We start from the raw sequence: 11752 nt of genomic DNA on the forward strand, positions 1-11752 counted from the left end.
CGCGCGAGCCTGTCAAGCCTTCGCGACGCCGGGCCGGGCGCGCCCCGCCAGCGGCCGCGGCCGCGGATGGCGGCGACGGCCAGCCGCGCGGGTCAGGAGTTGCCGGCCACCGTCATCCTGCCGACCAGCACCGCGCCGATGTGCACGTGCGAGCGCACGTCGATGTCGCGGCCGACCGCCTCGATGCGCTGGAACATCTCGCGCAGGTTGCCGGCGATGGTGACCTCGTCCACCGGGTAGGCGATGGCGCCGTTCTCGATCCAGAAGCCGCCGGCGCCGCGCGAGTAATCGCCGGTGACCGGGTTGACGCCGTTGCCCATCAGTTCGGTGACCAGCAGGCCGCGCGGAATGCCCGCCGCGATCGTGGCCAGGTCGTCCGCGTTCGCCGCCACCTGCAGGTTGTGCACGCCGCCGGCGTTGGCGGTGGTCTGCAGGCCGAGCTTGCGCGCCGAGTAGCTGCCCAGCACATAGCGCTGCAGCACCCCGCCGGCAATCAGCGGCGCGGCGCGGGTGGCCACGCCCTCGCCGTCGAAGGCGGCCGAGCGCAGCCCGCGGCGCAGGTGCGGCAGTTCGTCGATCGCGAACCAGTCCGGGAACAGGCGGCTGCCGACGCTGTCGAGCAGGAAGCTGGCGCGGCGGTACAGCGCGCCGCCGGACACCGCGCCGAGCAGGTGCCCGACCAGCGAGCGCGCCATCTCCGCCGCGAACAGCACCGGCAGCTCGCCGGTGGGCAGCGAGCGCGGCTGCAGCCGCGCCACGGTGCGCTCGGCGGCGCGGCGGCCGATCGCTTCCGGCTGTTCGAGGTCCTCGCGCGCCAGCGCGCTGCTGTACCAATGGTCGCGCTGCATGCCGTCGCCGTGGCCGGCGATCAGCGAGCAACCGATCGAATGGTGGGTGCTGCGCTCGCGGCCGACGAAGCCGTGCGAGTTGGCGTACACCGACAGGCTCTCGCTGCTGCCGGCCGAGGCGCCGTCGGAATTGGCCACGCGCGGGTCGGCCTCGCGCCCGGCGGTCTCGCAGGCCAGGGCCAGCTCGATCGCCTCCTCGGCCTCCAGCGCCCACGGATGCCAGCGGTCCAGTTCGGGCAGCTCGCGCGCCATCAGCGCCGCGTCGGCCAGCCCGGCGGCGACGTCGTCCTCGGTGTAGCGGGCGATCGCGCAGGCCTGGGCGACGGTCGCCTCGAGGCTGGATTGGTGCAGGTCGGCGGTGCTGGCGCTGCCCTTGCGCTGGCCGAAGTAGACGGTGACGCCGATCCCGCGGTCGCGGGTGGCCTCGACCGTTTCCACCGCGCCCAGGCGCACGTTGACGTCCAGCCCGCGGTCTTCGCTGCAGCTGACCTCGGCCTGGCTGGCGCCGAGTTCGCGCGCGCGCGCCAGCAGCCGCTCGGCGATGTCGGACAGGCGCTCCAGCCGTTCCAGGCTGTCGTCGCGGCGCAGTTCGGAAGTGATCGCGTTCAATGCTTTATCCTGTAGAGGTCACGGCTCCGCGCAACGCGGAGCGGAAAATTCGAATTGGAAAGACGATGCGCGGACGCGACGAAGACACCGGTGAATTCCGCGGCGACAGCCGCAGCCAGCAGCGCCGCGCGGCGCTGGAAGTGCTGACCCTGGGCGAGAAGCTGGTGGCGCTGACCCCGGCGCAGCTGGCCAAGCTGCCGGTGCCCGAATCGCTGATTCCGCATATCGAGGAAAGCAAGCGCATCACCTCGCACATCGCGCACAAGCGGCAGCTGGCGTTCCTGGCCAAGCAGATGCGCCGCGAGGACGACGCCACCCTGGACGCGATCCGCGAGGCGATGGACGCCAACAGCGACGGCGCGCGCCGCGAAGTGGCGGCGATCCACCGCGTCGAGGACTGGCGCGCGCGCCTGCTCGCCGACGGCGACAGCGCGCTGTCCGAACTGCTGGGCGACTACCCCGAGGCCGACCGCCAACGCCTGCGCCAGCTGATCCGCAACGCCAAGGAAGAGCGGCTGAAGAACAAGCCGCCGCATGCCTACCGGGAGTTGTTCCGGGAGTTGCGCGAGTTGGTGCTGGGGGCGGACTCGGGACTCGGGACTCGGGACTCGGGACTCGAAGAAGCGGACCTGGACGCGATCGACACCGATCCCGACGAGCGCGACTGAGGCGCGGCGCCGGACGGAGCGGCCGATCGCACCGGCATCGCCATGGCCGCAGCGCGCGGCGCTAGCGATTCCCGTTTGCCGATTCCCCATTCCCGGCACTCAAGCGGTCCCGCCCACGGTCAGCCCGTCGATCAGCAGCGACGGCTGGCCGACGCCGACCGGCACGCTCTGCCCGTCCTTGCCGCATACGCCCACGCCCGCGTCCAGCGCCAGGTCGTGGCCGATCATGCGCACCTTCTGCATGGTTTCCGGGCCGTTGCCGATCAGGGTGGCGCCCTTCACCGGCGCGGTGATCCTGCCGTCCTCGATCAGGTAGGCCTCGGTCGCCGAGAACACGTACTTGCCGCTGGTGATGTCGACCTGGCCGCCGCCAAAATTGACCGCGTACAGGCCCTTCTTCACCGAGCGGATCATCTCTTCCGGATCGTGCTGGCCGGCCAGCATGTAGGTATTGGTCATGCGCGGCATCGGCAGGTGCGCGAACGATTCGCGGCGGCCGTTGCCGGTCGGCGCCACGCCCATCAGCCGCGCGTTCAGCGAGTCCTGCATATAGCCCACCAGCACGCCGTCCTCGATCAGCGTGGTGCAGTTGGTCGGCGTGCCTTCGTCGTCCACGTTCAGCGAGCCGCGGCGGCCGACGAGGGTGCCGTCGTCGACGATGGTCACGCCCGGCGAGGCCACGCGCTGGCCGATGCGGCCGGCATAGACACTGGTGCCCTTGCGATTGAAGTCGCCTTCCAGGCCATGCCCGACCGCCTCGTGCAGCAGCACGCCGGGCCAGCCGGGACCGAGCACCACCGGCATCACCCCGGCCGGGGCCGGCACCGCCTCCAGGTTCACCAGCGCCTCGCGCAAGGCTTCCTTGGCGAAGGCCTCGGGGCGGCCGTCGGCGAACAGCACCTCGTAACCGTAGCGGCCGCCACCGCCGGCATGGCCGGACTCGCGGCGCCCGTCCTGTTCGACGATCACCTGCACGTTGAGCCGCACCAGCGGGCGCACGTCGGCGGCGAGCACGCCGTCGCTGCGCGCCACCAGCACCGTGTCCACGCCGCCGGACAGGCCGACCATCACCTGCTGCACGCGCGGATCGGCGGCGCGCAGGAACTGGTCCAGGCGCCGCAGCATCTCGACCTTGAGGTCGTTGCCCATGCCGTCCACCGGGTCCAGCGCCGGATACAGCGCGCGCCCGTTGCCGCGCAGCAGCGATTGCGCCGGCTGCGCGCCGCCGTCGCGTGAAATCGCCCGCGCCGACTGCGCCGCGGCCAGCAGCGCGTCGCGGTGGATGTCGTCGGAGTAGGCGAAACCGGTCTTCTCGCCGGAAATCGCGCGTACCCCCACGCCCTGTTCGATGGAATGGGCGCCGTCCTTGACGATGCCGTCCTCCACGCTCCAGCTCTCGCGCCGCGAATGCTGGAAATACAGGTCGCCGAAGTCGATGCCGGGGCCGAGCAGCGTGCCGAAGGCGCGCTCCAGGCTGGTGGCATCCAGGCCGGCGGGAAGCAACAGGCGGGTTTCGGCGAGGCTGAGGGCGTTTTCGGTCATGGGCTCAACATGGGGGACATGGGCGCTCAGCGCAAGCGCGGATGGCGCAGCGCAGGCGCCGATTCAGGGAGGGCTGGAGGGCGTTGGCGAAGCGGGGGTGCGCGCGGACTCGCGCTCGATCACTTCCACCTTGGGATCCTTCCACGGGCCGGTGACGCGGTAGGTGCGCGCGCCGATCGCGCCCAGCGGCTTGCCCAGCACCGCGTTGGCGGCAGCGCCGACCGCCGCGCCGACCGGGCCGCCGGCGACCGCACCGACCACGGTCAGCAGATTGCCGGACTTGGGATTGACGTCGATGGTCTGGTCGAACTGCTGCGCGCGCAGATCGGCCTGCCCGCGCACCTTGATCTCCGCGGCGGGGCCGTCGATCAGCATCGATTCGCTGCGCGCGACGCCGTTGCCGAACTGGACCTGGCCGTCGATGCGGTTGAAGGCGAAGCCCTTGGAGAAGAAGTCGCGGAAATCGAACATCAGCCGGCGCGGCAGCTGCGCCACGCTGAGCAGGCCGAGCACGCGCCCGGCGCCGGGATTCAGTTCCAGCAGCTGGCCGTTGCGCGCGGCCACGTCGAGCTGGCCCTGCAGCGTGGCCAGCTGGAACCCGGCCGGGTCGCCGGGCCAGGCGGCGCGCAGGCGCAGCGTGCCTTCGCCGCCGCGCAGCTGGCCGCCGAAGTCCAGGTTCTGCATCAGTTCGCCCAGGTCCTGGCTGTCCACGCTGGCGTTGAGCTGGGTGCGCGCGGCGGCGCCCTTGCCGCGCCAGTCGCCGCCGATGTCGATCTTCTGCTTGTCCGAGCGCAGGTGCAGTTGGTCCACCTGCATGCCGTCGCTCAGCTTGCGCGTGCGCAGCGAAGCGGCGCCGAGGTTCATCGCGCCGAAGCGCAGGTCGTCCACGTCCAGCGCCAGCGCCGGGATCGTGGCCGGGTCGATCGCCTCGGTCAGCGGCCGCACCGCCGCAGCCGCGGCCGTCGCTACGGGTGTCGGAGCGGAGGCCGGACTGGCCATCACCGCGGCCGCCGGCGCGGCGCGCCAGTGCACCCGCGCCAGGCGCCCGCCGAGCACCCCGCCCTCCTTGCTCGGCACGCTCAGCTCGCCGGCCAGCGCCGGTCCGTCCAGACGCACCGCCACCGTGTCGGCTTGCGGCTGCAGGCGCAGGCGGGTGTTGTCGAACACGCCGCCGAGCAGCAGCAGGTGGTCGGCCAGCACGTCGATCTGGTGCAGCGGCATCGGGTCTTCGGCGCCCGGCGTGGCCGGCTTGTTCGGATCCGGGCCGCTGACCAGGCCGATCCAGTCGATCGCGTTCAACGAGGCGGTGCGGCCGCTGACGGTGAGGCCGCTGCTGGGCGGGTCCTCGGCCACGTGATCGCTGCCCATCACCACCTTGACCCCGGTCTTGCCGTTCTGGCTGCGCGCGACCAGCGCCATTAGCTTGCCGAAGGCCACCTCGATGCGCCCGCTGCCGACCGGCAGCGGCACGTTGACCGAGGTCGCCAGCGGCGCGGCCACGCCCTTGTCCATCGGCGCCGGCAGCAGCAACTGGGTGCCGACCAGGTCCGAATGCAGTTGCAGGCGGGTCGGCGGCTGCACGCCGCCATCGGCGGTCTTGGGCAGGCCGACGCCGATGTTCCAGCGCGAGCGGCCCTGCACGAAGGGCTTGAGCCAGGCCATTTCCGGCGCCCGGTCGAGCAGTTCGTCCGCGTCCACCGAGGCGCTCAGCGCCGCTTCGAACGCCTGCTGCGGATCGCTCACGCCGTCGCCGGCACGCAGCGCCAGCTCGCCGGCATGATCCGCGTACAGCACCGCCAGCTTCGGCGCCTCGAAGCCGGTGTCGCGGTAGTCCGCGCTGCCGCGCATGTCGTCGAAGGCCACGTCCCAACGGCGGTCGGCGATGCGCGCGCCGAGCAATTCGACCTTGCCGCGCAGGTGATGGCCGCCGACGCCGGCGCTCAGCGGCTGCAGCAGGTCGAAGCTCACCTCGGCCGGGCCGGAGGCGCTGAGCGCGTCCAAAGTGTCGCCGTAGCGCTTGCGCAGCGGGCTCTGGCGCAGCATCGCCAACAGCTGGCCGGTCTCGGCGCGGCTGCTGGCCAGCACGCTGAGCTGGCCCTGTTTGTAGTCCGGCAACGTCGCCGACAGCCGTTCCACCGGCACCCCGCCCATCTCGCCGCGGCCCTGGACCTGGAAACCGTTGCCGATGAACACGACATCGGCATCCACCTTCTCCACCGCCGGCCATTCGCGCTGGAAACGGACCTTGCCGTCGTCCAGCCGGGCGCTGGCTTCGAAGCGGCCGTTGTGGTCGACGAACGGCCACTGGTCCAGATCGCCGGACACCAGCGCGCGGCCGCCGCGCAGGTGCCCGCCCTGCAGCGCGGCGTCCAGCCAGTCGGTGGCCGCCTTGCTCATCTTCGAATGCACCCAGAATTTCTTCGCCGCCACCACCGGCGCGTCCTGCAGCTGCGCGGCCAGATCGATCCACGGCCGCGAGCCGTCGGCCTGGAAGCGCAGCCCGCCGCGGACATCGGCGCCGTAATCGGTGCCCTGCACGCGCAGCGCCGGGGTCGCCACGCGCAGGTCCTCGCCGTCGCGGAACACCACGATGCGCCCGGCCAGTTGCACGTCGTGGGGCACGCCGAAGCCGCTGGGCCAGTCGAAACGCACCGGGCTGGCGGCGTCCAGCACCAGTTCGCCGCCCTGCGCGTCGCCCTCGAAGCGGCCACGCAGGCCGCTCACCCCGGGCGACTGCCCGACCGGCGCGAACGCCAGCTCGCTCAGGCGGCCCTGGCCATACAGCGGCCCGCCGGCGCGGCCGCTCAGTGCCACCTGGGTCAGCTGCAGCCGCGGCCGGGCCGCGTGCAGCCAGGTGCGCAGGGACGGCGACAGGCCGTCGCTGAGCGCGGCCACCGCCAGCAGCGGCGCCAGGTCCAGGCGCTCGCCGAGCAGCGCGAAGCGGCGCCCGCCGGCCACGGTCAGCCCGTCCAGGCGCTGCGTCGGCTGGCCCGCCTGGCCGATCTGCAGCTGCGGCGCATCCAGCCGCCAGCCGCCGTCGATCAGCCGCCAGCGCGCGGTGGCGCGCAGCGTGGTGAACGCGGTCTGCGGCCGCGCGCCGCCGGCGACCGGCGCCGCGCCGCTCAGGCGCAGCTCGCGCAGCGTGGCCTCGACGCTGACCCCGACGATCCGATGCTGCCGCAGCTGCGCCCAGCCCTGCACCTGGCCGGTGCCGCCGTCGACGCGGATCCCGCCGGCCTGCAGCAGCCCCGACCAGCCAGCCAGCTCGGCCGGGCGCGCGGCCACATAGGCCTGGCCGTCGCCGCGCCGGCGGTCCATGTCCAGCACCGCGGTCAACGGCGCCTGCCTGGGATCGATCCAGCCCTGCGCACCGACGCGCAGGCGGTCGCCGTCCACGCGCAGGCGCAGGTCGATCTTCGGCAACGTCGCCTCCACGCCCAGCTGCGGCGCATGCACCGCCAGCCGGCCGTCGATGACCTGCAATTCGCCCAGGCCCTGCAGCGCGTCCAGCGGATCGCCGCCCTGCCCGGTGGTCGGCAGGCCCTGCACCGACCAGCTGCCGTCGGCGCCGCGCAGCAGGGTCAGCGCCAGCCCGCGCAGGCGCAGCTCGGTGAACGAGCGGCCCGGCAACAGGCCGGCGTACATCGACACCAGCACCTCGGCCTGGCCGATGCGCACGCCATCGCCGGCGCCCACGCGCAAGCCATCCAGGCGCAGCAGCGGACCGCGCCGGGTCCAGGCGGTCTGGACCCGGTCGAACCGGATCGGGCGCCCGGCACGCTCGCTGAGCCAGGCCTGGATCCGCTGCGGGTGCCGCTCCACGAACGGCAGCGCCTGGCTCAACGCGCCTACCAGCAACGCCACGCACACCAGCCCGATCGCCACCGCGTAGAACGCGAAACGGCGGGCCAGGCGCAGGCGGCGGCGCAGGGGGGTGGGCATTTACTCGGGACTCGGGACTCGGGACTCGGGACTCGGAAAAGCAAGGGCACACGCCGCACCCTCGCGCACGGAAACCCAGCAGCGCACGCGCTTGTGCTTGCCGAGTCCCGAGTCCCGAGTCCCGAGTCCCGGCCTCACAGCAACACCACGTCGAACTGCTCCTGCAGGTATTGTTCGTCGGCCTGGAAGCGGATGCTCTTGCCGAGGAATTCCTCCAGCTCGGCCACCGCCGAGGATTCCTCGTCGGTGATCCGCGCCACCACCTTGCTCGAGGCGATCACCAGCAGCCGCGCCGCATCGAACTGGCGCACCGCGCGGGTGATCTCGCGGAAGATCTCGTAGGTCACGGTCTCGGCGGTCTTGATCGAGCCGCGCCCGCTGCACTCCGGGCACGGCTCGGACAGCTGCCGCTCCAGGCTCTCGACGGTGCGCTTGCGGGTCATCTCGACCAGGCCCAGCGGCGAGAATTCGTAGACCGTGGTCTTGGCGTGGTCGCGCGACAAGGCCTTTTCCAGCGTGCGCAGCACCTGGCGGCGGTGCTCGGCGTCGTCCATGTCGATGAAGTCGATGATGATGATGCCGCCCAGGTTGCGCAGCCGCAGCTGCCGCGCCACCGCCTGCGCCGCCTCCAGGTTGGTGCGGAACACCGTTTCCTCGAGGTTGCGCTGGCCCAGGAACGAGCCGGTGTTGACGTCGATGGTGGTCATCGCCTCGGTCTGGTCGATGACCAGGTAGCCGCCGGACTTCAGCGGCACCTGCTTGTCCAGCGCGCGCGCGATCTCGTCCTCGACCCCGTACAGGTCGAAGATCGGGCGGTCGCCGGTGTACAGCTCCAGGCGCTCGGCCAGCACCGGCATGTACTTGGCGACGAACGCCTGCAGCCGCTCGAAGGTCTCGTGCGAATCGACCTTGACCTTCTCCACGTCCTTGCGGATCAGGTCGCGCACCGCGCGCAGCGGCAGGCTCAGGTCCTCGTAGATGATGCTGGCCGGGGCGCCGTCGCGGCCGCGCCGCTCGACCACGTTCCAGACCCGCGACAGGTAGGCGATGTCCTCGGCCAGCGCCTCGGCCGGCTGGCCCTCGGCATTGGTGCGGATGATGTAGCCGAAACCGCCGTGGCTGGCGGCCAGGTCGGCGACCAGGGTCTTCAGCCGCAGCCGCTCGGTCTCGTCCTCGATCCGCGCCGACACCCCGATCACCCGCGACTGCGGCAGCAGCACCAGATAGCGCGAGGGAATGCTGATCTGGGTGGTCAGCCGCGCGCCCTTGCTGCCGATCGGGTCCTTGACCACCTGCACCACGATGTCCTGGCCGTCGCGCAGCAGCTCCACGATCGGCACCCCCGACGCCACCGGCAGCGGCGGCGCCTCGTCGGTGTCGCCGTTGGCCACCGGCGCCGGCCGCACCACGTCGTTGGCGTGCAGGAACGCCGCGCGCTCCAGCCCGACCTCGACGAACGCCGCCTGCATGCCCGGCATGACCCGCTGCACCCGGCCCTTGTAGATGTTGCCCACCACGCCGCGGCGCCAGCCGCGCTCGATGTGCAGCTCCTGCAGCATGCCGTTCTCGATGACGGCCACCCGGGTCTCGCGCGGTGTGACGTTGACCAGGATCTCTTGCGACATCAAAGCACTCCGAAGGCGCGCAGCAGGTGGGAAGTCTGGTGCAGGGGCAGACCCATCACCCCGGAATAACTGCCGTCCAGGCGGCTGACGAAACGCTCGGCGCCGCCCTGGATCGCATAGGCGCCGGCCCGCCCCATCGGCTCGCCGCTGGCCACGTAGTCGGCGATGTCCTGCGCCGACAGGGCCGCGAAGCTGACCTGGGTCGGCACCAGCAGCACCTCCTCGCGCGCCGCGGCGACCAGCGCCACCGCGGTGATCGCCTGGTGGGTACGCGCGGACAACGCAGCCAGCATCGCCGCCGCGTCGGCGGCGTCGGCCGGCTTGCCGAACACGCGATCGTCCAGCACCACCTCGGTGTCGGCGCCGAGCACGACGGCATCGGCCGCGCCGGCCAGCTGCGCCATGCCGGCGCGGGCCTTGTCCAAGGCCACGCGGCGCACATAGGCTTGCGCGGATTCGTCGGCCGCGCGCACTTCCGGCACCTCCAGATCGAGGATCCGGAACGGCACGCCCAGGCGCGTCAGCAGTTCGTTTCTGCGGGGGGAACGGGAAGCGAGATACAGCATGGCGGAAGGATAACCCGGCGGGCCTGACTGAACGATCGCTAATTCCGGCGGCGCGCCGTCGACCCCGCCCCGAATCACGACGCGTTCATCGTCGCGGCAACACCCTCGCCCCACTTTCAAGGAGAACATCCGATGCGTGCACTATCCGTCTGTCCGCTGCTGCTGGCCCTGACCCTTGCCCTAGGAGGCACGATGACCGCCCACGCCCAAACCGCCGCACCGGGCTATGCCGTGCCCGCCGACGGCACCCTGCTCAACATCGCCGCGCAGGCCGAGGCCAGGCACGCGCCGGACGTGGCCACGCTGTCGACCGGCGTGGTCACCCAGGCCAGCGACAGTGCCGCGGCGATGCGCCACAACGCCGAACAGATGACCAAGGTGCTGACCGCGATCCGCGCCGCCGGCATCGCCGACAAGGACGTGCAGACCAGCGGCGTCAACCTCAGCCCGCAATACAAGTACGCCGAGAACCAGGCGCCGCAGATCCTCGGCTACCAGGCCAGCAACTCGGTCAACCTGAAAGTGCGCGACCTCGGCAAGCTCGGCAAGGTGCTGGACGCGCTGGCCGCGCAAGGCGCCAACCAGATCAACGGCCCCAGCTTCGAGATCGACGATCCGGAACCGCTGTACGACCAGGCCCGGGTCGATGCCTTGAAGAAGGCGCAGGTCCGCGCGCAGACCTACGCCAAGTCGCTGGGCCTGCGCGTGCGCCGCATCGTCAGCATCTCCGAAGGCAGCGGCGGCGGCGTGCGCCCGATGCCGATGATCCGCACGATGGCGATGAAGGCGGAGATGGACAGCACCCCGGTGGCGACCGGCGAGAGCAGCGTGTCGGTCAACCTGGACGTGGTGTTCGAACTGGGCAAGTAAGCCCGGCTCGCACCAGCTTGCCGACGACGGCGCCTGCGGGCGCCGTCGTCGTTTCCGCGCCAGCCAATCCATGGGCGCGGAGCGCTGGCCGCGCGCGTCCTGTGCCGCCGCTTGCCATGCCGATGGCGACGGGTGCAATGTCGGAAGCGCGGGCGGGTGCCGCATCGACCCCGTCCGCCGCGCTGGCGCGTTTGGTCGTACCGCAAGTCCACAAGACGCACTTCATCATGGAGGTGGATCATGGTTCGCACGCAACTCCCCGCTCCCTCGTTCGGTATCGACCTGTCGCGGATCCTGGCGCTCAGCGCCGCGATCGGCCTGCACCTGTTGGCCATGCTGCTGTTGCTGATCCCGCTCTCGCACGTGGCGCCGCCGCAGGAACCGGCGCAGCCGCAGCCGCGCTGGCAACAGCCGGTCGTGGTGCCGATCACCCCGACCCCGCCGCAGCCCGTCCTGCAGCCCGAAAAGCGGCCGATGACCCAGCCGCGGGTGCCGACCGCCGTGCCGGTCCCGACGCCGCTGCAGGCGCCGCTGGCCGACACCAGCCCGCTGCCGATGCAGGCCGAGAGCGCCGATCCGGCACCCACCGCGGCCGAGCCGACCGTGCCGACCGTGCCGCCGGGTCCGAGCGGCGCAGCGGTCGCCGGCATGCAACTGCACTACCTGCGTGCGCCGGCCCCGCCCTACCCGCGCGAGGCGCTGCGCGACGGCCTGCAGGGCAGCGTGTTGCTGCGCGTGCTGGTCGGCGTCGACGGCCAGCCGCTGGAGGTCAGCATCGCCAGGAGCAGTGGCCACCGGATCCTGGATCAGGCCGCACGCGAGCAGGTGCTGAAGCGCTGGAAGTTCCATGCCGCATTGCAACAAGGAACCCCGATTCAGGCCTACGGACTGGTGCCGGTGGATTTTTCGCTGGGCCGTTGAATGCTGGCGCGTCCCCGGTGCAGGAGCGTGCAGCGGGGTCGCTTTAATTTAAAATTCACAATTCATTCACGACAAATACACCTAGATGGCATCAGCCGAGCCTTTGTGCCGGCACTTGGCAAAAATTAGAAATCAAAACTTGCGCTTCCAGTTAGGAGAGA

The 11752-nt window shown here is 71.5% G+C and carries 8 protein-coding genes; 3 read left to right on the plus strand and 5 right to left on the minus strand.

Annotated elements, in window-relative coordinates:
* Window positions 1-92: 92 nt before the first annotated feature.
* Window positions 93-1457, minus strand: coding sequence for a metalloprotease PmbA (pmbA, locus tag NRY95_14555; protein ID UYC14945.1), 1365 nt, complete (start codon window positions 1455-1457; stop codon window positions 93-95).
* A 65-nt stretch (window positions 1458-1522) separates the two neighbouring features.
* Here pmbA and NRY95_14560 point away from each other — a divergent pair, with 65 nt between their 5' ends.
* Window positions 1523-2125, plus strand: a complete 603-nt coding sequence (locus NRY95_14560) for a ribosome-associated protein (protein ID UYC14946.1) — start codon at window positions 1523-1525, stop codon at window positions 2123-2125.
* Between the two features lie 99 nt (window positions 2126-2224).
* Here NRY95_14560 and tldD read toward each other — a convergent pair whose 3' ends face one another.
* The 4 genes from tldD to NRY95_14580 form a co-directional block, all read right to left on the minus strand.
* The gene (gene tldD, locus NRY95_14565) at window positions 2225-3667 is read right to left on the minus strand and encodes a metalloprotease TldD (GenBank protein ID UYC14947.1); all 1443 of its coding nucleotides are present in this window, start codon (window positions 3665-3667) and stop codon (window positions 2225-2227) included.
* 63 nt (window positions 3668-3730) lie between these two features.
* On the minus strand, window positions 3731-7609 hold the full coding sequence (locus tag NRY95_14570; GenBank protein UYC14948.1) for a TIGR02099 family protein: 3879 nt from the start codon (window positions 7607-7609) through the stop codon (window positions 3731-3733).
* A gap of 134 nt (window positions 7610-7743) precedes the next feature.
* On the minus strand, window positions 7744-9234 hold the full coding sequence (rng, locus tag NRY95_14575) for a ribonuclease G (protein UYC14949.1): 1491 nt from the start codon (window positions 9232-9234) through the stop codon (window positions 7744-7746).
* Window positions 9234-9800, minus strand: a complete 567-nt coding sequence (locus tag NRY95_14580) for a Maf family nucleotide pyrophosphatase (protein UYC14950.1) — start codon at window positions 9798-9800, stop codon at window positions 9234-9236. Before NRY95_14580 ends, rng begins: the two co-directional genes overlap by 1 nt.
* A gap of 132 nt (window positions 9801-9932) precedes the next feature.
* On the opposite strand from NRY95_14580, the gene NRY95_14585 reads away from it, so the two are divergent.
* Window positions 9933-10670, plus strand: coding sequence for an SIMPL domain-containing protein (locus NRY95_14585; protein ID UYC14951.1), 738 nt, complete (start codon window positions 9933-9935; stop codon window positions 10668-10670).
* Between the two features lie 240 nt (window positions 10671-10910).
* Window positions 10911-11591, plus strand: a complete 681-nt coding sequence (locus NRY95_14590; GenBank protein UYC14952.1) for an energy transducer TonB — start codon at window positions 10911-10913, stop codon at window positions 11589-11591.
* The last annotated feature ends 161 nt before the right edge of the window (window positions 11592-11752 follow it).

The organism is Xanthomonas campestris pv. phormiicola, assembly GCA_025666215.1.
GTDB classification, from domain to species: Bacteria; Pseudomonadota; Gammaproteobacteria; order Xanthomonadales; family Xanthomonadaceae; genus Xanthomonas_A; species Xanthomonas_A campestris_A.

What these genes read in the sequence shown, in the direction of transcription:
- NRY95_14590 (UYC14952.1), top strand. Translation starts at nt 10,911, where the DNA reads ATGGTTCGCACGCAACTCCCCGCTCCCTCGTTCGGTATCGACCTGTCG.
- NRY95_14585 (UYC14951.1), top strand. Translation starts at nt 9,933, where the DNA reads ATGCGTGCACTATCCGTCTGTCCGCTGCTGCTGGCCCTGACCCTTGCC.
- NRY95_14560 (UYC14946.1), top strand. Translation starts at nt 1,523, where the DNA reads ATGCGCGGACGCGACGAAGACACCGGTGAATTCCGCGGCGACAGCCGC.
- NRY95_14580 (UYC14950.1), bottom strand. Translation starts at nt 9,800, where the DNA reads ATGCTGTATCTCGCTTCCCGTTCCCCCCGCAGAAACGAACTGCTGACG.
- NRY95_14570 (UYC14948.1), bottom strand. Translation starts at nt 7,609, where the DNA reads ATGCCCACCCCCCTGCGCCGCCGCCTGCGCCTGGCCCGCCGTTTCGCG.
- rng (UYC14949.1), bottom strand. Translation starts at nt 9,234, where the DNA reads ATGTCGCAAGAGATCCTGGTCAACGTCACACCGCGCGAGACCCGGGTG.
- tldD (UYC14947.1), bottom strand. Translation starts at nt 3,667, where the DNA reads ATGACCGAAAACGCCCTCAGCCTCGCCGAAACCCGCCTGTTGCTTCCC.